Below are 17,658 nucleotides of genomic sequence, written 5' to 3' on the forward strand. Positions count from 1 at the left end.
AGAACTGGCTGTTTGCTGGCTCGCTGCGCAGTGGCCAACGAGCTGCCAATATCATGACTTTAATCCAGTCAGCAAAGCTCAATGGCTTGGATCCGTATGCCTATTTAAGTGATGTGCTGAAAAGGCTACCGACACACAAAGTGACCCAAATTGAAGAATTACTGCCACACCGGTGGCAACCCGACCAAAATTAAAAAATAGGTATGGGGTTCAGCGGATGCTTACAGCTTTAAAAGATTGCTATACAACTTGAAATTTTAATTCTAAGGTGCAATATAAGCTTTCACTAATCATTCAATTCAAATGAGGAAATGCAATGGCTAAGAAAAAACAGCCTGAAATCATGGTGCATAATTTTGTGGCGAAACATATGCATGAAGTCAACAAAAGCCAAGTGTTTGTAGACCGTAAAAAGAACGCCAAACGTGGTTATAACAAACACAAAAAAGGGGGATACTCAAATGAATATCTCCCTTTTTTATGCGCGGCTTAAACGCTGACTAAACGATTAGTTTTCACCATATCGCTTAAACCATGGGTTTTAAAATAATATTCAACCCAGCTTTTGACCATTAAAGGATTATTCATTTTTAATACTTTATCGAGCAACTGTTGTGCATCTGTCATTGGAATATGACAAATGGCTTTACGTACACGCAAAATATTACTCGAACTCATCGACAGTGTATTAAAGCCCATTGCCATTAATAAGACTGCCGAAAGTGGATCACCTGCCATTTCACCACATAAACTAATAGGTTTGTCATATTTATGACATTCTTTGACTAAGCGGCTTAAAGCACGTAACACCGAAGGGTGGAAATGTGAGTAGACGTTGGCGACACGCGGATTATTACGATCGACTGCCAACAGATATTGGGTTAAGTCATTAGAACCCACCGAGAAGAAATCGACGAGTTCGGCAAACTCTTCAATTTGTAATAGCACGCTTGGCACTTCGACCATAATGCCAATTTTAGGTTTTTGAATTTTAACCTGCTCTTCTTCTTGTACTGCATGCCAATCACGATCAAGCAAATATAAAGCTTCTTCGACCTCACTAACACTGGTGACCATTGGCAATAAAATATGCAAGTTGTTTAAACCAATACTGGCTTTGAGCATCGCGCGAATTTGTGCAGAAAAAATTTCTGGATGATCGAGGGTAAAGCGAATGCCACGCCAACCCAAAGCGGAATTTTCTTCTTCAATAGCAAAATACGGTAGGTCTTTATCGGCACCAATATCTAAGGTGCGCATGACAACAGGTTTGTTGGCAAAATGACTGAGCTGTTGGCGGTAAATGGTACGCTGTTCTTCTTCACCAGGGAAGCGATCACGCAACATAAACGGAATTTCAGAGCGGTATAAACCCACGCCTTTAGCACCGCGTTGTACACCGCGAACCACATCAATCATGAGGCCTGTATTCACGAATAATTTAACTGCAACGCCATCAGGCGTAATGGCATCGCGGGTTTCATATTGGCGTAAATCTTTCGCGATTTGTTCTTCTTCTTTTTGAATTTCTTTATAACGCGCACGTAAACGTCGTGGCGGATTAATAAAGACGCGTCCTTGATGTGCATCGACAATCATCTCGACATCATCAAGACTATTAATCGGTAGTTCAGTGACACCCACGACAGTAGGAATACCTAAGGCGCGTGCCACGATCACCATATGCGAGTTCATCGCGCCTTCAGTGGTGACAATGGCGGCAATTTTATCGACAGGTAATTCAACCAATGCTGCGGTGGAAATTTCTTCGCCAATTAAAATACTTTCATCGGTCAATTCACGGTGGCTAGCATCGGCCTCTTGTAAAAAGGCCAAAATACGACGGCCTAAATCTTTGAGGTCAGACACCCGTTCGCGTAAATACTCATCTTCCATTTGCGCAAACAAAGCGGTATGTTTTTCAATGACTAACCGCACAGCACCTTGTGCCCAGTTACCATCGCGAATTTCGTCCTTAATTTCCGCAGGCAAGGCATTTTCATCGAGCATACGCAAAAATACACTAAACAAAGCGCGTTCTTCTGCCATTAAGGCATCTTGCATTTTGTCATCAAGCGATTGAATTTCACTGCGTACCGCGGCTACAGCACGGTCGAGCAAAGCCAACTCTTCGCTAATGTCGTCTGCTTCACGATCTGGCACTGCAGCTAAGTCCGCAGGTGGGTAGAGGATAATGGCGCGGCCTAAAGCAATCCCGCCTGAACCTGCCACCCCTTGAAAGGTTTTATAGGCAGGGAGGTTATTGGGTTTACGAAACACATCAATATTACCCACAGCATGGGCATGGGCAATGACCCCTGAAAGCTGGGCGCACAGCGTGACTAAAAACGATTCTGCTGCTTCACTAAAATCTTGTTTTTCTTTGTTTTGTACCACCAGTACGCCCATTACTTTACGGCGATACATCACAGGCACGCCTAAAAATGAGCTATACAGTTCTTCACCCGTTTCTGGCAAATATAAAAAACGCTCATGGCTAGGTGCATCATCTAAATTAACAATTTCTTCACGTTGCCCCACTAAGCCAATCAAACCTTCACTGGTTTGTAGGGAAACATGCCCCACCGACTCAGGTTTTAAACCTTTAGAGGCCATGAGCACATAGCGTTGATTACGTTCATCTAAAAGATAGATGGAACACACATCAACGTGCATGGCCTCGGCCACTTGATTGACCATAATGTCGAGTGATTCATGCAAACTGGTGGACGCATTAATCTCTTGTACAATGCGTCGTAAGGTGTCCAGTTGCATATTCGACATAAAGGCGACTCCCAAGCAGAAGGGGTTAAATTTAAATTTTATTTATAACAAGACTTCACTAAAAAATCTGCATGACATTCAGATTTTTTTAGGGTTTCGCAATGGGTAACTGCTGACACAGTTCGACCATCGCCTTACGGTATACGTCGCGTTTAAAGTTGACAACTTGACCGAGCGGATACCAGTAACTCACCCATTGCCATTGATCAAATTCAGGTGGATCGGAGAGATTCAACTGAATATTTTGTACAGGCGCGGTTAATTTTAATAAAAACCACTTCTGCTTTTGACCAATACATACGGGGTCTGAATCCGTTCGGATATACCGATGTGGCAAACGATAACGCAGCCAACCTTTCGTTTGCGCTATTATTTGGACGTGTTCGGGCAGTAAGCCAACTTCTTCTCTTAGCTCACGATAAAGTGCTTGCTCCGGAGTTTCTCCATGTTGGATCCCTCCTTGTGGAAATTGCCATGCATTGTGACCAATGCGTTTTGCCCATAAAACTTGTCCAGAATCGTTTGCCAAAATGATCCCGACATTGGGTCGGAAACCTTCAGAGTCGATCATTTGGCTACCTAAAATATGTGTAATTTATTTCTTTGCCTTCGGGGATTGTTATTTCTGTGTCCAACGCGAAAAAAGCAAAGTTTAAAAATATTAAAACTGCTATGATCTTAACGAATTTCTATCGACTAGCCGAGATAGATTTACATTTTTTTTCTTAAATTTCAGCTTTTACGAGTATTTTCATGAAATTGGCACTGTTTGATCTCGACCATACCTTACTGAATACCGATTCAGACCACTCTTGGGGCGAATTTTTAGTAAATGAGGGCTTGGTTGATCCAGTACGCCACCGTGCCATGAACGACAAGTTTTATGAAGATTATAAAGCTGGTCAACTTGATCCAATTGCTTATAACGAATTTGTATTTGAGTTTTTAACTCAGCATGAGCATGCTTATTTAACTGAGTTGCATGAGTTATTTATGCAAAAAGTGATTCGCGCGCAAATGCGCCCTGAAGGCTTTAAAGCCATTCAGCGTCACAAAGATGCAGGCCATCAGTTGGTGGGGATTACCGCAACGTCTGATTTTATTACTGCGCCGATTTTCCGTGAGTTTGGGATTACTGAAATTATTGCCACTAATGCAGAAGTAATTGATGACAAATACACGGGTAAAGTGATTAATACGCCGTGTTATCAAAAGGGTAAACTTGAACGTCTAGATCAATGGCTAGAAGGGCGTGATGTAACTGAATCTTGGGCTTATTCGGACTCCATTAATGATCGTTTCTTGCTTGAGTATGCAGACCATGCTATTGCAGTGAATCCTGATGATCGTCTAGAGGCTTTAGCCAAACAACAAGGCTGGGATATTCAAGATTGGTCAATCTAAGCTGATTTTGACTGTAAAAAAGCACTCATCATGAGTGCTTTTTTACATTTTTATACCGATCAAAACACAAATTTGCGTATGCTACTTATACAAATCTAAATAACAAGAAGGATAAAAACATGACGCAAGTACGGCCACGTATGACCCATTTATTTGAGCAATTGGGTTTGGATAGTTCAGAAGAAGGCATTGCCTTATTTATTAGTACCCATCAACTCAATGCCCAGACTAAAATTACCCAAGCCGATTATTGGACTGAGGCACAGCGCCAATTTTTAGCTGAAAAAATCAAATCTGATGGTGAATGGGCTATTATTGTTGATCAATTAAATGAATCTTTACATGAAGATTCCCTCATAAAATGATTCACGCTTTTACCCATCTGTCTGTAGGTGGGTAAAACTTGATTGTCTTAGATTATAAAATCAAGCAGCCAAAAATCATGTCTGGCCCTGAAATATGCGAGCTGGCCATTAAAAATGATGATAAAAAAGTTACGGATAACAATAAGATAAAAATCATGGAGTTAGAATGGGTACATTTGCAATTATTATTTCATTGGCATTACTGATGTTTTTTGCTTATCGGGGGATTTCAGTATTAATTTTGGCGCCCATTATGGCAGCAGTTGCTATTTTACTCTCGGGTGATATGGCCTACCTGATGCCACAATACACTGAAACCTTTATGTCAGCCTTGGGCGGCTATATTTTAAAATTCTTTCCCATTTTTTTACTGGGTGCCTTATTTGGGCAGTTGATGGTGGACTCAGGGGCTGCATCGAGTATTTCTCAATGGATTATGCGCAAATTAGGGCATAAACGCGCTATTTTGACTGTGGTCACGGCATGTGGTGTATTGACTTATGGTGGGGTGTCTTTGTTTGTGGTGGCTTTTGCCATTTACCCGATTGCTAAGTCGATGTTTCAAGCCGCCAATATTCCAAAGCGCTTAATTCCGGGTGCGATTGCTTTGGGCGCATTTACCTTTACTATGACTGCATTGCCTGGTTCACCTTCGATTCAAAATGCGATTCCAATTCCATTTTTTGGCACGAATGTTTTTGCTGCCCCAGGTATTGGAATAATTGCAGGGTTGATTATGTTTGCTTTGGGCTGCATGTGGCTACAGAGCCGTGCTAATAAAGCCTATAAAAATGGTGAAGGCTATGGTGTGGATACCCAAGAGGCAGAGCAGCTACACGCGAGTGTAAGCAGTGCAAGCGAGATGCCCATATTTTTAGCATTTTTACCATTGCTGTTGGTGATTGGAGTTAATGCTTTGTTTACCTATATCTTGTTTCCTCATATGGATTTGAGTGCTCTAAAAGAAGTTTATCCACAATTAGATCCGAGTAAACAAACAGGTTTATGGGCTTTGGTCATTGCATTGATGGTGGCATGTTTAAGCTTGATTTTATTGCGTTTAGGTAAGTGGCATAACCTAAAAGAAACGGTGAATAAGGGGGCATTGGGTTCAATGCTACCGATTTTTAATACTGCTTCTGAAGTAGGTTATGGCGCTGTGATCGCGTCTTTAGCAGGTTTTGTGATTATTCGCGACATGGTGTTAAATGTATCCAGCAATCCATTGATTTCTGAAGCGATTGCCATGAATATTTTGGCAGGTATTACGGGTTCTTCCTCTGGCGGGATGTCGATTGCTTTATCCACCTTGGGGAGTGACTATCTAGCCATGGCAACTGCTGCGGGCATTAACCCAGAATTATTACATCGTATTGCAACTTTGGCCGCAGGCTGTTGAGGTACTCTACCTCATTCAGGTGCAATTATTACCTTATTGTCGATTTGTGGCATGACGCATAAACAATCTTATGGCAACGTCGCCATGTGCACAGTCGCAATCCCGATGGTCGCGCTTGGTGTGGCGATTAGCTTGGGAACGTTATTTGGATCATTCTAAACCGCAAGCGCCTAAACAGGCGCTTGTGCTAAGCTTTACGCCGCCATAGTGTGATTTCACTTAAACTATGCTGAAATTTACGCTGCGTTTCACGAATAACAAATTCCACATGCTGCGGCGCATGCAGCAGTTCAAAATGTGGACTAAGCAAAGCTGTTAAACCATCCAGCGTTGTAAAGTTTTCGGCATTTTGCTTAAAGCCGCCAACCCATTCACTGCGTTCGGTATGTTCTGTCAGCCATGTATAAGGTGAGGTCAGCATCAGCACACCGCCAACATTTAAACGCTCATGAATGGTGCTTAATAAAGCTTTAGGATGATGCAGACGATCAATTAAATTGGCCGCTAAAATAAAATCGTAACCTGTAAACTGCGCTTTTAAGTTACATGCATCACCTTGGAAAAATTCCACTTTATCACCAACATCATCTAGGTTGAATTGAGATAAATGACAAGATTTATGTTCAATCAAATCACCTTCGGTGCAGATGCTATAATGTACTGTTTGCAGCGCTGCTAGTTGCACGCCGTGTTGAATAAAACGGGCCGAAAAATCAATCGCTGTGACTTGATCAAAATAGCGTGCCAATTCAAAGCTGGCGCGTCCAGTGGCACAGCCTAAATCTAAAGCCTTATGTTGGGGCAGTTGTGCGATGGCCAGTTGCACTAAGCTTTGTGCAAAATTGGCTACGCCAAAATAGCATGCACCATATTGAAACTCTAAATATTCCGCGACCAATTTATCGGTTTCATAGCGTGACGCAATTGGCTTTGAATCTTGTTCGGCTGCTACATAACGAAAGCCTGCATGTTGGAAAAAATGCCGTCTAAAGGCATAACGTGCAGAATGTAAAATCTCATTGCCACTGGAAATCCATGAACCGCCTTTGATCAGGTGATGCTGTCCATCAAAGGTTGGAGTACTAAAATCATCATAAATTGGATGTACCATAAAACCATCAAACGGATAGATGGGTGTTTCAGTCCATTGCCAGACATTGCCTTGTACATCATAAAAGTCGCCATGCGCGAATTGGTTAATCGGGCAAGAAGAAGCAGCTACTTTTAATTGTAAATTGGCCTGTTGTTGAATCTGCTCAGGGCTTAAACCTGTATTTTGGTAGAGGGCATACCATTCATCTTCACTGGGTAGACGGATCTTTTTTCCACTGAGCTGGGTTTTCCACTGACAAAAGGCTTTGGCTTCATGATAATTGACTTCGACAGGCCAATCCCAAGGCATAGGCACGACGTCAGTCATTAAGCGTAATTGCCAACCTTGCTCTGTCGCTTGCCAAAAAGTCGGATGCTGGGCTTGAGAAAATTTAAGCCATGCGCAGCCTTCATCTGTCCAAAACTGGCTTTGGGTATAACCTTGATCTTCAACAAAATCTAAAAACTCTTGATTACTCACCAAATAGCGACTGGCACTAAATGCGTCCAGCTGGGCTTTATGAATGCCGTATTCATTGTCCCAACCATAATAGGGATTGGCTTGGGTCTTATATAAACAAATCTCTGTGGCAGGAACGGGCAATAGATCATTATTAGGCGCAGGATGATGTTGCGGATAAGGGCGCCAAGCGGGATGCTGCCGTACATATTCGAGCTTTTGTTGCCGAATCAATACCGAAGAAGTTTCTAAATGGATGCGCTCATGTTCGATGCCCATCATAATCGGCCAACACGGATGCTGCCAATTGACAGGGACTGGCATAGCAATGTGATCGATCACATCTAACACCACCTGTTTGACCTGTTGGCGATAGGCTTGGACTTGTGCAATGCTCGGCCAACTATAATGACTGTCATCTAAGTCATCCCAACTCATTTCATCAACACCCACTGCAAATAACGATTCAAAGTGAGGATGAATCCGTGCAGGAATGAGTTTGGCCAGCAACAATTTATTGATAAAAAATGTAGCCGTATGCCCATAATAAAAAATTAAGGGATGACGTAGGGCAATGGCCTTAGTGTAAAAGCCTTGCTCAGTGAGGCATTCAAATAAAGATTCATAACAGGCAAAGGTTTCTAAAAAATAGCTGCGTATGTCTTGGCGTAATTGTTCTGGATCAATTTGTTGTAAGTTGGGAGAAAAATGAAGCTGCGTGGCGCGTTCTAAAACCGGTTGCTGCATAAACTGCTCCGCTTGTTATTATAAAAAAAGACCAGTCGAAACTGATCTTTTTAATGTACGCGAAGTACTTTTCGTTGTATGTAAACAATTTTTAATCGGGTTGCTGTGGCGACATTAAACTGACTAAGGCTTGAGCGGCTTTCGATTGACTGCGTCCCGGATGCCACACCATGCCCAATTGACGATGCATTTCTAAATTAATGTCGAGTTGCTGAAGATCATCACTCACCATCGTCTTAGGCAATACCGACCAACCCAGTCCAATCGACACTAACATGCGAATCGACTCAAGTGGATTATTGCTCATGGTCACTTTAGGTTTGACCCCTTGCTTCTCAAATTCAGCCAAGGTGATTTGCGAGGTATAGGTTTGCGCAGCAGGTAATAAACTTGGATAAGCAATTAAATCCTGCAAACTTAAATTTTGTTGCTGTGCCAAAGGATGAAAAGGTGCTGCAACAAAAACCAACGGATCATTCCAAATGGTGACATATTTAAGCCGACTATCGAGCTGTGGCGGTAGCGTTAAAAACGCTAGCTCTAAATCACCAGCCAAGACTTGCTCGTGGGCTTGTTCTGAATCCACAAAACGTACATCTAAACGTACATTTGGATAATCTTGCGCATAACGACGTAAATGATGTGGCAAATGATGCAAACCAATATGATGACTGGTGCCTAATTTTAATTTGCCTTGCACCTCATTTTGTTCATGGCTTAAGGTGTGATGAATATCACCCAGTTCATTGAGCCAATTTTTAACTTTAGGCAACAGTGAATGTGCGGCATGGGTGGCTTGTACCCCGCGACCAGCAGATTCAAATAGCTTTACCCCAAAGTACTCTTCTAAACTATGAATACGTTTAGTTACAGCGGGTTGGGTAATAAACAGCTGATCAGCTGCCATGGAAATTGAACCCGTTTCCATCACTTTGACAAAGGCTTCAAAGGCTGCAAGATTCATAAGCGCTCATCCATAAAGTTTTTTTATGCTTATTTCATTATTTATAAGTTTTTATATTTAAGCAAAGAGAAAATGCAAAAATTACGTCAAAATATAACCAGTTGAGTAGCTTTTAGGCGCTTATTTTTATCTATTGCTCAACTATCTATAAAAAAAGGTCACTAAAATCAGTGACCTTTTACGGAGCAGCCCATTTTTTACACCTGTTGCATGGTTTGATTTTTTTTATCCCATACTCGCTCATGGAAGAAATAAGCCACTGCTTGAATCGTCGGTTCTAAAATACTTAAGGTCATTGCCATCCAAATGCTACCTGTGACAAAGTAGCCGACTAACATCGCAACTGTAATGTGCATGACATAGTAACTTAAGGTTTTTTTAAACATACGTTGATTTTGATCAACAAAGTTTTGAATATGTGCCATGAAACTGCTCCTTACAAGGTGAGGTATTTGCCAATGAGTAAATAATAAGTATTCTCATTTAATTTGTAAAAACGAATATATTTTTAAAATTAATAGGAAAAACAGATTAATGTTTAAGCCAAGTGGATAGGGGTTAACCTATTAATAAAAGTTTTCAAATTAATAAAAATGATAAATTAGATTTATGGTATTAGCTGTTTATAATCAAAGTTAATGAAAGAATTTACCCAGTCCAGTGGAGCAAATCGACATGGCAGGCGAAACCCAACAAGCAAAAACATTGTATGACAAATTATGGGACGACCATCTAGTAAAACAACGAGATGATGGCTCGAGCTTACTTTATATTGACCGTCATTTATTGCATGAAGTGACCTCTCCACAAGCCTTTGAAGGCTTACAGTTGACAGGTCGTAAACCTTGGCGTTTAAGTGCTAACGTGGCAACCCCTGACCATAACGTACCAACCTCTAAAAAAGAGCGTGCCGAAGGGATCTCAGGGATTGAAGATGATACCTCTCGTATCCAAGTGCAAACTTTAGATGACAACTGTAAAACCTTTGATGTAGTGCAGTTTGATATTAACGATGTACGTCAGGGTATTGCACATGTAGTAGGTCCTGAGCAAGGTTTAACTTTACCGGGTATGACAGTGGTGTGTGGTGACTCACATACAGCAACACATGGTGCATTTGGCTGTTTGGCACACGGTATTGGCACATCGGAAGTTGAGCATGTCTTGGCAACCCAATGCTTAGTGCAAAAGAAAATGAAAAACATGTTGGTGCGTGTTGACGGTAAATTAGGTCAAGGCGTAACACCAAAAGATGTCGTATTAGCGATTATTGGTAAAATTGGTACCGCAGGTGGTACAGGTCATGCCATTGAATTTGGTGGTCAAGTGTTCCGTGATATGTCAATTGAAGGGCGTATGACGGTATGTAACATGGCCATCGAAGGAGGTGCGCGTGTGGGTATGGTTGCTGTTGATGAAAAAACCATTGAATACGTAAAAGATCGTCCATATGCGCCTAAAGGCGAGCAATGGGATCAAGCAGTTGCGTATTGGAATACGTTGCATTCGGATGAAGGCGCACACTTTGATACCGTTGTGGTATTACAAGGTGAAGAGATTGAGCCACAAGTGTCTTGGGGTACATCTCCTGAGATGGTGATTCCTGTATCTCAAGCAGTTCCAACGCTAGAACAAGCCAAAGATGAGGTACAACGTAATGACTGGACGCGTGCTTACCAATATATGGGCTTAAATGCAGGTCAAGCATTGGCTGATATTCAATTAGACCGCGTATTTATCGGTTCTTGTACCAACTCACGTATTGAAGATATCCGTGAAGCTGCCAAAGTAGCCAAAGGCAAAAAAGTCGCTTCAACGATTAAACAAGCCATGGTGGTACCAGGTTCTGGTTTAGTGAAAGCACAAGCAGAAGCTGAAGGCTTAGACAAAATCTTAATTGAAGCGGGCTTTGAATGGCGTGAGCCGGGTTGCTCAATGTGTTTAGCAATGAACGCAGACAAATTACAACCGGGTGAACATTGTGCGTCTACTTCAAACCGTAACTTTGAAGGTCGTCAAGGTAATGGTGGTCGTACGCACTTGGTGAGTCCAGCAATGGCGGCGGCTGCGGCAATTGCAGGTCACTTTGTTGATGTACGTTCGTTCTAAGAGGAGCAAAGAGCATGAAAAAATATACCGTTGAACAAGGTATCGTTGCACCATTAGACCGTGCCAATGTTGATACAGATTTAATCATTCCAAAACAGTTTTTAAAATCAATTAAGCGTACTGGTTTTGGTGCTAACCTTTTTGATGAATTACGTTATTTAGATGAAGGTTATTTGGGGCAAGATAATTCAAAACGTCCTTTGAATCCTGACTTTGAATTAAACAAGCCACGTTATCAAGGTGCGTCAATTTTGATTTCTCGTGCCAATTTTGGTTGTGGTTCAAGCCGTGAGCATGCGCCGTGGGCATTGGAAGAATACGGTTTCCGTACCGTGATTGCGCCAAGTTATGCGGACATTTTCTTTAACAACAGCTTTAAAAATGGCATGTTACCTGTGATCTTGTCTGAAGAGATCGTGGATCAGTTATTTAAAGAATGCTTTGCTACAGAAGGCTATCAACTGACGATTGATTTAGAAGCACAAGAAGTACGTACACCAAGTGGTGAAAGCTTTAAATTTGAAGTTGATCCATTCCGTAAACATTGTTTATTGAATGGTTTGGATGATATTGGCTTAACTTTACAAGCGGCTGATGACATTCGCGCTTATGAAGAAAAAACCAAAGCAGCACGCCCTTGGGTATTTAACGAAATTCGTGGCTAAAGCCATAGCTTCGATTGTGAAGTCTTGCTAACATTTTGTTCAAATTTCATTGGCATTCGGTAGCAAGATGAAAAAAACATGCTTTAGCGGTTTGGTACTGAGCGCAGTCATGCTACTCAGTGCCTGCCAACTGGTAGATACTGCACAAATCAAACATGTGCCTGAAACGAAAGCTACGCAAAACAATGCGTTAATTTATTGTTCAGGCACAAATAATTGCGAATTTGAGCGTTTTAATACGATTCAAATTATGGATAGCGATAAACAAAAAGTATATCGTGAAGCCATACAGGCAAAAATTTTGCGTTTGCAACAAAGCCATATTGGTAAAAATAACGCCTTATATTTGTCGGTGCCAGCAGGTTCACATGAATTAGTGTTACGTTTTTATCCCATCTCTCAAGATCGTGCGGAAAAACTACACTTAATTCATAAGTTTAAAGCGAAAACCTCTTACACTTTACAAATGTATCGTAAGCGTAATACTACTCACAGCACCAGTCTACTGAAAGCTTCCGTACCTGATCCGCTGTGTGTTGATTTAAAGCAAGAGCAAAAGACCATACGTCGTTTTTGCAAACCTTATGACGCTTTAACCGGCCTCGGTGAGTTTGTAGAACAAAAACTTTAATCAGACTAAATTTTTTAGTCGTGTATCAATGGAATATCTCATGTCAAAACATATTTTGATTTTAGCTGGTGACGGCATTGGCCCTGAAATTGTAAAAGCTGCTGAACAGGTCTTAACGTCTGTTAATGACAAATTCAATCTAGGTTTGACATGGGAACAAGGTTTATTGGGTGGAGCAGCAATTGATGCTCACGGTGCACCTTATCCAGAAGTGACTTCTGAACAAGCCAAACGTGCTGATGCAATTTTACTTGGCGCAGTGGGCGGTCCAAAATGGGATACGATTGAACGCTCAATCCGTCCTGAGCGTGGCTTATTAAAATTACGTTCTGAGTTAAATCTATTTGCTAACTTACGTCCGGCAATTTTGTATCCACAATTGGCAGGGGCTTCAAGCTTAAAACCTGAAATCGTGTCTGGTTTGGATATCTTAATTGTACGTGAATTGACAGGTGGTATTTACTTTGGTCAACCACGCGGTATCCGTGAACTAGAAAACGGCGAAAAACAAGGCTTTAACACCGACGTATATGCTGAATCTGAAATTAAACGTATTGCCAAAGTTGCTTTTGAAATGGCAAAACTTCGTGGCGGCAAAGTATGTTCAGTAGATAAAGCCAATGTACTTGAAGTGACTGAGCTTTGGAAGCAAACGGTGACTCAGTTACATGCTGAACAATATTCAGAGATCAATTTGTCACATATGTACGTGGATAACGCAGCAATGCAATTGGTACGTGCGCCAAAACAATTTGACGTATTGGTAACGGGTAACTTATTTGGCGATATCTTGTCTGATGAAGCTGCGATGTTGACTGGTTCGATTGGTATGTTGCCATCTGCATCATTAGATGAAAATGGTAAAGGTATGTATGAGCCATGTCATGGTTCTGCACCAGATATCGCAGGTCAAAACATTGCCAACCCACTCGCAACCATTTTATCGGTTGCTATGATGCTGCGTTATACTTTCCATGAAGAAGCGGCAGCGAAAGCGATTGAAGATGCAGTAGGCAAGGTATTAGATCAAGGTTTACGTACTGCCGATATCATGTCAGAAGGCATGAACAAAGTTGGTACAGTGGAAATGGGTCAAGCCGTTGTTGCAGCATTAAACTAATTTAAGTTTAAAACCTTTAAAAAAACGCAGTCTTAGACTGCGTTTTTTTGTGCTGCAAAATTGTTACAGAAGTCAGTCTAATTTACTTTTAAAGTAAAATGATGCAGTGACAAGGAGTGGCACAATGCTAAAACTATGGGCACTTTTTATGCTGATGGGGATCAGCAGTGTAAGCTTGGCAAACAACTGCGAAAACCCACGCAATACTTATGATGATGTATATTGCATCAATCAAGTTTTTCATAATGCAGATCAAGAACTCAATAACAGCTATGCAGAGTTAAGAAAACATTTGAACCAAAGCCAAAAAAACACCTTAAGGCGTTCGCAACTGGCATGGATTAAGCAACGTGATGCCAATTGCTCGAATGAAGCACAAGGTATGGTATTTGTGCAGTGCAATTTAGATGAAACTACAACGCGTAATGCATGGTTGCGCGAGCGTATTCGGGAATGTAAGACCATTGGTTGTCAGAGCAAACGGCTGTATTAAGTCATAAAAGCGAAAACATAAAAAAAGCCACTTTAAATAGTGGCTTTTTGCTTACACTAAAACTTAGCGTGCACGATAAGTGATACGACCCTTAGTCAAATCATAAGGTGTCATTTCAACTTTTACACTGTCGCCAGTCAAAATGCGGATATAGTGTTTACGCATTTTACCAGAAATGTGAGCAATCACTTCGTGACCGTTCTCTAAACGTACACGGAACATAGTATTAGGAAGCGTCTCGGTGACAACGCCTTCGAACTCGATGAGTTCCTCTTTATTGGCCATAGCCTACCTGAATGAATAAATTGGAAAGGTGCAAATTATAGTCAATTTTTTTGCCAAATACAAGGCAGCAAAGGGACACTGGTCGCTTAGGTGAGAGTAAAATAAGCGAACGCACAGTATACAGATTATGATGAAAATCAAATGCACAGCAGTTGTGACTTGTCACAATCAAAGTTAAGCTCAATCTTATGGTTTTATGGCAATACAAGGAAGGTTTAGGCGTGGGTCAGCTAACGGATGCATCAGTGGTATTACGCTTGGGCTATCAAGCACTACGCCGTGCAGGATTACCAACCGAGAAGATTTTAACTAAAGCTGGTGTGGCACTCAATCAGGTACAAACCAATAGGCGCACGCCTTTAAGTGCACAGCATGCTTTTTGGAGTGCCGCAGAGGATGTCTCGGGCGATAATGATATTGGCTTACATTTGGGTGAACATTTACCTTTGTATCGTGGGCAGGTCATTGAGCATTTATTTTTAAGTAGTGATAATTTTGGTGGAGGCTTAAAACGTGCCTTGGCTTATCAACGACTGATCAGTGATGCCTTTCATGCGGTATTGGTCATTGAAGAGGGACGTTGTTATTTAAGTAATGGTACGCGTGGCAAAGCAGATAACTTTGTCAATCGACACTTTACTGAGTGTGCCATGGCAGGGGTGATACGCTTTTTTAAATTTATGACAGAAGGACGTTTTGAGCCTTTATATATTGATTTTAATTTTGAGCAAGGCGCGGCAGATGAAGAATATCTACGGGTCTATGGCTGTCCTGTGAGCTTAGAGCAAAGAGAAACCCGTTTGTATTTTGATGCTAGCGTGTTGGATTATCCATTGTGGCAAGCCGAACCTGAGCTGATACAATTGCATGAGCAATTGGCACTAGAAAAACTACAAGAGTTGGCACGTTATGATTTGGTAGGTGAAGTTCGCCGTGCCATTGGCGCGACCTTAGAAAGCGGTGAAACCACCTTAGAGACGGTAGCGGCACAGCTTAAAATTACCCCACGGCGTTTACGTACCCAGCTCAGTGATGCACAGACAAGCTTTCAACAAATTCTATCTGACTATCGTTGTCGTTTAGCCAAACGCTTACTGGCAGGTACCAATGAAAGTATTGAAAAGATTGTTTATTTAACGGGTTTTTCTGAACCAAGTACCTTTTATCGGGCTTTTAAACGCTGGAGCAATGAGACGCCAGTGGAATATCGTAAGAGAAAGCAGCGTTAGAATCCCTCCTTAGCTCCCTTTACAAAAGGGAGAAATGATCCTTCTTTTAAGCCAAGAGAAACACTACTTCACAAGAGGAGGGACTATTTAATCATTTATTCAGGCATATTCAGCCAATGTGGGCCAAGCGGCATTTGCGGTAACTCAAACTCAGCAGGATAGTCGGCATGGATAAAATACAAACCATCAGGAGGTGCGGTAATGCCTGCGGCAGAGCGATCTTCGGCGGCAAAGATATGATCAATATGATCAACTTCATACATGCCTTGACCAATTTCAAGTAAGCAGCCCATGATATTGCGTACCATGTGATGCAAGAAGCCATCGGCTTGAATATCCAATACTAAATAGCAACCATGCTGAATGAGACGACAGTGGCTGACATGACGCACAGGTTGATTAGATTGGCAGGCTGCTGCACGAAAACTTTCAAAGTTATGCGTGCCTTCAAACTTTTGTGCAGCTTGTATCATCTTTGCGAAATTAAGTGGCTGATAAACATGTGTGACTTGCTTGTGCAATAAGGCAGGGCGCATGGGATTGTTATACACCACGTAACGATAACGACGTGCTTTGGCTTTAAAGCGCGCGTGGAAGCTGTGATCCATCTCTTTAATCCATTGGATCGAGATATCTTTAGGCAACTGACTATTCGCGCCCATGAGCCAACCTCGCAGAGGACGCAGCGCATGAGTGTCAAAATGCGCGACCATGTTGGTTGCATGTACGCCTGCATCAGTCCGACCTGCGCCATGCAACATAATTGGCTCATTGGCAATTTTGCTGAGTACTTGCTCAATCGTTTCTTGTAAGCTGACTACGCCTGCCTGCTGGGTTTGCCAGCCGCGATACTGCATCCCACAAAATTCAATACCAATGGCAAAACGTTGCATAGTGACCTCAAGAGTTTAGTGATTCATGCCAATGAGCACGGCGCTCATCTACGGTCGGGTATTGTAAATAGATTTTAAAGGCTTTTGCATAAAGATCTGCATGGCTTGCACAATCACTGCTTAAAATCTTGGCATGACTGAGCCATGCTGAAACCGCATAGCGTTGATCCAAACCGCCAAAGGGTACTTGACTGGTCAGTAGTGTCAAACAGCCCGCCTCATAGATAGCGTTGAGCACTTCGATGATGGCAGCATCAGCATGTAAGTTGCCAATGCCAAAACCTTGCAGGATCAATACATCAGGCGGGTCTTGGCAGATCTGTTGTAACTGCTTGATATGCTGTTTTAAGCTCAGTGGTTGCCACATGAGGTTTAAACAGCGGAAATCATCGGCGCGGGCCAAGTCACGCTCGCTGATCTGATAGTGCTGCGCATGGGCATCAAAGGATTCATCGGCTGCTAAACCTGCAAAGGCATCAAGTTCAATACTGTGCTGTTTCAGTACTGTTTGGGCATGCAGCAATTGATGATGGAAGGCCACATAGACACCACTTGGATATTTAAGCACCGAATATAAAGCATGGTTTAAATTATCTAAGGCATCAGTAAATTGGCGTAGATCATTGCCTTGTACATTGAGCAAAGGATATTGACTACCTGTCACCACTACATGCGCAGACTGACCTAAAAAACGCGCCAATAACGCTGCTGCATAGCTTAAGGTGTCCGTGCCATGAATAATGACAAAGTGTTGATAATTTTGCTGCTGCAACATTTGAATTTGTTGAATCAGTTGTAGCCAATCCTGCGGCGTACAAGCACTACTGTCTTTAATACATGGCGCAATAAAGCATTCAATTGCTAATTCTTTAGCTAAGATTTTTTTAAGCTCAGGAATAAACTGAGCGGCTGGCATAGGACTAAGTGGTTCGCCCACACAGCCAAAAGTACCGCCCATATAAATTAACGCGATTTTTTTCATATAAAAAAGCAGCCAAGGATGACTGCTTTATTTTAG

General features: G+C 41.9%; 18 protein-coding genes and 1 pseudogene. 11 read left to right on the forward strand and 8 right to left on the reverse strand.

What is annotated here, in order from left to right; translation table 11 throughout:
* Together CYK47_RS09015 and CYK47_RS15475 are read left to right on the forward strand one after the other, a co-directional pair.
* Positions 1-194 (forward strand): transposase domain-containing protein (locus tag CYK47_RS09015; protein ID WP_164709117.1); only part of this gene is annotated, 194 nt, incomplete at its 5' end.
* 122 nt (positions 195-316) lie between these two features.
* Positions 317-493, forward strand: a complete 177-nt coding sequence (locus tag CYK47_RS15475; RefSeq protein ID WP_164709173.1) for a DUF7230 family protein — start codon at positions 317-319, stop codon at positions 491-493.
* Here the strand turns inward: CYK47_RS15475 and ptsP are convergent.
* Together ptsP and CYK47_RS09025 are read right to left on the reverse strand one after the other, a co-directional pair.
* Positions 490-2,784: a phosphoenolpyruvate--protein phosphotransferase gene (gene ptsP / locus CYK47_RS09020; protein ID WP_122900977.1), complete on the reverse strand. Its 2,295-nt coding sequence runs from the start codon at positions 2,782-2,784 to the stop codon at positions 490-492. The genes CYK47_RS15475 and ptsP overlap by 4 nt on opposite strands.
* Before the next feature lie 88 nt (positions 2,785-2,872).
* Complete coding sequence (locus CYK47_RS09025; protein ID WP_122900979.1) at positions 2,873-3,355, reverse strand: RNA pyrophosphohydrolase; 483 nt, start codon at positions 3,353-3,355, stop codon at positions 2,873-2,875.
* A gap of 182 nt (positions 3,356-3,537) precedes the next feature.
* Between CYK47_RS09025 and CYK47_RS09030 the strand changes: the two genes are divergently transcribed.
* From CYK47_RS09030 to CYK47_RS09040, 3 genes and pseudogenes are all read left to right on the forward strand, one after another.
* Entirely contained in the window at positions 3,538-4,188 is a 651-nt protein-coding gene (locus CYK47_RS09030) for an HAD family hydrolase (RefSeq protein WP_122900981.1), read from the forward strand.
* A 119-nt stretch (positions 4,189-4,307) separates the two neighbouring features.
* Complete coding sequence (locus tag CYK47_RS09035; protein WP_122900983.1) at positions 4,308-4,553, forward strand: DUF2789 domain-containing protein; 246 nt, start codon at positions 4,308-4,310, stop codon at positions 4,551-4,553.
* Positions 4,554-4,719: 166 nt separating this feature from the next.
* Positions 4,720-6,111, forward strand: a pseudogene (locus CYK47_RS09040) (GntP family permease).
* Positions 6,112-6,139: 28 nt separating this feature from the next.
* Here the strand turns inward: CYK47_RS09040 and ovoA are convergent.
* From ovoA to CYK47_RS09055, 3 genes are all read right to left on the reverse strand, one after another.
* A complete protein-coding gene (ovoA, locus tag CYK47_RS09045; protein WP_122900985.1) occupies positions 6,140-8,251 on the reverse strand; it encodes a 5-histidylcysteine sulfoxide synthase in 2,112 nt (703 codons plus the stop codon).
* Positions 8,252-8,342: 91 nt separating this feature from the next.
* Entirely contained in the window at positions 8,343-9,215 is an 873-nt protein-coding gene (locus tag CYK47_RS09050) for a LysR family transcriptional regulator (RefSeq protein WP_122900987.1), read from the reverse strand.
* Between the two features lie 197 nt (positions 9,216-9,412).
* The gene (locus CYK47_RS09055; protein ID WP_122900989.1) at positions 9,413-9,640 is read right to left on the reverse strand and encodes a DUF2061 domain-containing protein; all 228 of its coding nucleotides are present in this window, start codon (positions 9,638-9,640) and stop codon (positions 9,413-9,415) included.
* A 250-nt stretch (positions 9,641-9,890) separates the two neighbouring features.
* On the opposite strand from CYK47_RS09055, the gene leuC reads away from it, so the two are divergent.
* From leuC to CYK47_RS09080, 5 genes are all read left to right on the forward strand, one after another.
* Complete coding sequence (gene leuC, locus CYK47_RS09060) at positions 9,891-11,324, forward strand: 3-isopropylmalate dehydratase large subunit (RefSeq protein ID WP_122900991.1); 1,434 nt, start codon at positions 9,891-9,893, stop codon at positions 11,322-11,324.
* A 14-nt stretch (positions 11,325-11,338) separates the two neighbouring features.
* On the forward strand, positions 11,339-11,989 hold the full coding sequence (gene leuD / locus CYK47_RS09065; RefSeq protein ID WP_122900993.1) for a 3-isopropylmalate dehydratase small subunit: 651 nt from the start codon (positions 11,339-11,341) through the stop codon (positions 11,987-11,989).
* Between the two features lie 67 nt (positions 11,990-12,056).
* Complete coding sequence (locus tag CYK47_RS09070; RefSeq protein ID WP_122900995.1) at positions 12,057-12,620, forward strand: hypothetical protein; 564 nt, start codon at positions 12,057-12,059, stop codon at positions 12,618-12,620.
* A 40-nt stretch (positions 12,621-12,660) separates the two neighbouring features.
* The gene (leuB, locus tag CYK47_RS09075; protein ID WP_122900997.1) at positions 12,661-13,740 is read left to right on the forward strand and encodes a 3-isopropylmalate dehydrogenase; all 1,080 of its coding nucleotides are present in this window, start codon (positions 12,661-12,663) and stop codon (positions 13,738-13,740) included.
* A 124-nt stretch (positions 13,741-13,864) separates the two neighbouring features.
* Complete coding sequence (locus CYK47_RS09080) at positions 13,865-14,233, forward strand: lysozyme inhibitor LprI family protein (protein WP_122900999.1); 369 nt, start codon at positions 13,865-13,867, stop codon at positions 14,231-14,233.
* A gap of 63 nt (positions 14,234-14,296) precedes the next feature.
* Here CYK47_RS09080 and infA read toward each other — a convergent pair whose 3' ends face one another.
* Entirely contained in the window at positions 14,297-14,518 is a 222-nt protein-coding gene (infA, locus tag CYK47_RS09085) for a translation initiation factor IF-1 (protein ID WP_001284370.1), read from the reverse strand.
* 221 nt (positions 14,519-14,739) lie between these two features.
* Between infA and CYK47_RS09090 the strand changes: the two genes are divergently transcribed.
* A complete protein-coding gene (locus CYK47_RS09090; RefSeq protein ID WP_122901106.1) occupies positions 14,740-15,747 on the forward strand; it encodes an AraC family transcriptional regulator in 1,008 nt (335 codons plus the stop codon).
* Between the two features lie 95 nt (positions 15,748-15,842).
* Here CYK47_RS09090 and truA read toward each other — a convergent pair whose 3' ends face one another.
* Both truA and CYK47_RS09100 read right to left on the reverse strand, forming a co-directional pair.
* On the reverse strand, positions 15,843-16,640 hold the full coding sequence (gene truA / locus CYK47_RS09095) for a tRNA pseudouridine(38-40) synthase TruA (RefSeq protein WP_122901001.1): 798 nt from the start codon (positions 16,638-16,640) through the stop codon (positions 15,843-15,845).
* A 7-nt stretch (positions 16,641-16,647) separates the two neighbouring features.
* Positions 16,648-17,622, reverse strand: a complete 975-nt coding sequence (locus CYK47_RS09100) for an asparaginase domain-containing protein (protein WP_122901003.1) — start codon at positions 17,620-17,622, stop codon at positions 16,648-16,650.
* Positions 17,623-17,658: the final 36 nt, after the last annotated feature.

The organism is Acinetobacter sp. B51(2017) (genome assembly GCF_003711395.1).
In the GTDB taxonomy this organism is placed as follows: Bacteria; Pseudomonadota; Gammaproteobacteria; order Pseudomonadales; family Moraxellaceae; genus Acinetobacter.

Coding starts and splice junctions, on each gene's coding strand:
- leuC (WP_122900991.1), top strand. CDS start 9,891: ATGGCAGGCGAAACCCAACAAGCAAAAACATTGTATGACAAATTATGG.
- leuB (WP_122900997.1), top strand. CDS start 12,661: ATGTCAAAACATATTTTGATTTTAGCTGGTGACGGCATTGGCCCTGAA.
- CYK47_RS09025 (WP_122900979.1), bottom strand. CDS start 3,355: ATGATCGACTCTGAAGGTTTCCGACCCAATGTCGGGATCATTTTGGCA.
- CYK47_RS09070 (WP_122900995.1), top strand. CDS start 12,057: ATGAAAAAAACATGCTTTAGCGGTTTGGTACTGAGCGCAGTCATGCTA.
- leuD (WP_122900993.1), top strand. CDS start 11,339: ATGAAAAAATATACCGTTGAACAAGGTATCGTTGCACCATTAGACCGT.
- ptsP (WP_122900977.1), bottom strand. CDS start 2,784: ATGTCGAATATGCAACTGGACACCTTACGACGCATTGTACAAGAGATT.
- CYK47_RS15475 (WP_164709173.1), top strand. CDS start 317: ATGGCTAAGAAAAAACAGCCTGAAATCATGGTGCATAATTTTGTGGCG.
- CYK47_RS09035 (WP_122900983.1), top strand. CDS start 4,308: ATGACGCAAGTACGGCCACGTATGACCCATTTATTTGAGCAATTGGGT.
- CYK47_RS09080 (WP_122900999.1), top strand. CDS start 13,865: ATGCTAAAACTATGGGCACTTTTTATGCTGATGGGGATCAGCAGTGTA.
- CYK47_RS09050 (WP_122900987.1), bottom strand. CDS start 9,215: ATGAATCTTGCAGCCTTTGAAGCCTTTGTCAAAGTGATGGAAACGGGT.
- CYK47_RS09030 (WP_122900981.1), top strand. CDS start 3,538: ATGAAATTGGCACTGTTTGATCTCGACCATACCTTACTGAATACCGAT.
- infA (WP_001284370.1), bottom strand. CDS start 14,518: ATGGCCAATAAAGAGGAACTCATCGAGTTCGAAGGCGTTGTCACCGAG.
- CYK47_RS09100 (WP_122901003.1), bottom strand. CDS start 17,622: ATGAAAAAAATCGCGTTAATTTATATGGGCGGTACTTTTGGCTGTGTG.
- CYK47_RS09055 (WP_122900989.1), bottom strand. CDS start 9,640: ATGGCACATATTCAAAACTTTGTTGATCAAAATCAACGTATGTTTAAA.
- truA (WP_122901001.1), bottom strand. CDS start 16,640: ATGCAACGTTTTGCCATTGGTATTGAATTTTGTGGGATGCAGTATCGC.
- ovoA (WP_122900985.1), bottom strand. CDS start 8,251: ATGCAGCAACCGGTTTTAGAACGCGCCACGCAGCTTCATTTTTCTCCC.